The sequence below is a fragment of the Tabrizicola sp. genome, assembly GCF_051645465.1.
Classification (GTDB): domain Bacteria; phylum Pseudomonadota; class Alphaproteobacteria; order Rhodobacterales; family Rhodobacteraceae; genus Tabrizicola.
In genome coordinates this window covers 1-2,059 of the sequence record NZ_JBOFBI010000352.1, presented here as the reverse complement: position 1 = coordinate 2,059, position 2,059 = coordinate 1, and the positions used below count along the sequence as shown (strand labels likewise).

At 63.8% G+C, this 2,059-nt stretch carries 2 protein-coding genes; both read left to right on the top strand.

What is annotated here, in order from left to right; genetic code table 11:
* Positions 1–970, top strand: a 970-nt coding sequence (locus tag ACRCSW_RS22075; protein ID WP_438707805.1) for an alkaline phosphatase PhoX, incomplete at its 5' end; no start/stop codon positions are given.
* A 238-nt stretch (positions 971–1,208) separates the two neighbouring features.
* Positions 1,209–2,059, top strand: an 851-nt coding sequence (locus tag ACRCSW_RS22070) for an ABC transporter substrate-binding protein (RefSeq protein ID WP_438707804.1), incomplete at its 3' end; no start/stop codon positions are given.

Genomic DNA, 2,059 nt, shown 5'->3' with positions numbered 1-2,059 from the left:
CGACTTCACCGAAGTGGGCGGTATGCCGCACGGCTATGTCTTCGAGGTCTCGCCCGAAGCGGCGGAAAACACCGCAGTCCCGATCAAGGAAATGGGCCGGATGGACCACGAGGCCGTGGCCTTCGATCCCATCAGCGGCAACGTCTACCTGACGGAAGACGACCGCAACCAATCCGGCTTCTACAAGTTCGAACCGACCGACCGCAGCCAGAAGGTCGGCGCGCTGGCCCAGGGCGGCACGCTCTACATGGCCAAGGTCGCGGGCGAGGACAAGGTCGACCTCCTCGATCCCCAGATGGGCGACAGCCACCTGATCGAATGGGTCAAGATCGAAGACCCCGACCTCGCGCCGCAACCCTACACCGAAGCCCCGCATGAGGCCGACAACACCGCCTCCGGCCCCTTCGTCCAGGGCCGCAACCTCGGCGGTCTGCGCATGTCGCGCGGCGAAGGCGCGTGGTATTCGGCCTCCGACCGGCTGATCTACCTCGTCGACACCTCGACCGGCGTCGATCAGGACCCCGCCTCCGAGCACTACCAGAAAGTCGGTCGCGGCGAAGGTTCGGTCTGGACCTTCGATCCCATGACCGACCGCCTCACCTGCATCTTCCAGGCCCAGAACAAGGTCGCGGGCAACAACTTCGACAACGTCACCGTGTCGCCCCGTGGCGGAGTGCTTCTCTGTGAAGACGGCGGCGGGGTCGAGGATGACTTCGGCATCGGCGAACGGCTGATGGGCCTGACCCCGGCAGGCGAAACCTACCTCTTCGCCAAGAACAACGTCCAGCTGACCGATGCCGACATCAAGGCCGCGGGCAAATCGGCCGAGTTCATCAAGGCCGACGACCACCGCAACAACGAATGGGCCGGGGCGACGTTCGACCCCTCGGGCAAATGGCTCTTCGTCAACATCCAGAACCCCGGCATCACCTTCGCCATCACCGGCCCATGGGAGCGCGGCCTCCTCTGACACCTGCAAAGGCACCCCTTGCCCGCAAGGGGTGCCAATCCGCCCCAATTTCAGCCAGTCACGCGCATTTGCACCGCAACTTGCACGATATCTGTGCATAGGCTCTTGCCCTTTTTGTCGTTGCGACCCAATTTCGTGCCAGTGCTTGCAACCGCAGGCCTGCCCGCCAAAAAAGCGTCATAACGCAATTGGCGTCCGCCTTGGGGAAGACGGCCGCCGCCACGACAGAGGAGCACCCATGAAACATTTCAGACTTGTCCTGCTCGGCGCAGTCTCGGCAATCGCGGTTTCGACGGCCGCCCAGGCTGCGGACCCCGAATTCACCGTTTTCGACTGGGCCGGATGGGACATCGACGGGCTCATGACGGACTACGTCGCCAAGCACGGCACGAAACCGACCTTCTCGTTCTTCGGCGATGATGACGAAGCGTTCCAGAAAGTGTCCTCCGGCTTCAAGGCCGACGTCGGCCACCCCTGCGCCGCCTCCGTCTCGCGCTACCGCGATGCCGACCTTATCGAACCCTGGGACACCAGCCGTATCCCGGAGTTTGCCAATATCCCCGCGCGGATGCTGAATTCGCCGATCTTCAAGGACGATGCCGGCGTCTGGTTCGTGCCGACCGACTATGCCTACACAGCCATCGCCTACAACACCAAAGAGGTTCCCGCCGAGGACGTGGCCACCCTGAACGTCTTCAAGGATCCGAAATACGCCGGCCGCATCTCGCTGCCTGACAGCACCGATGACGTCTGGTCCCTCGCCTTCCTCGCCACCGGCGTCACCGACTGGTCGAATGTGACCGATGAACAGTTCGCCGCCGCCGCCGCCTGGCTGCGCGAGGTTCACCCGAACGTCCGCGCATATTGGGCCGACCCCGCCGAACAGGCCCAGCTGATGGCCTCGGGCGAGGTTCTGATCGCCTGGTCCTGGAATGACGGCGTCGCACTCCTGGCGGACGAGAGCTTCCCCGTCGGCTTCCAGCGCTCGCCCGCCGAAGGTGTCGCGACCTGGTTCTGCGGCTACGTGAACTTCAAGGACGCGCCCGGCAACGAAGACAAGGCCTACGACTACATCAACAGCATGCTGGC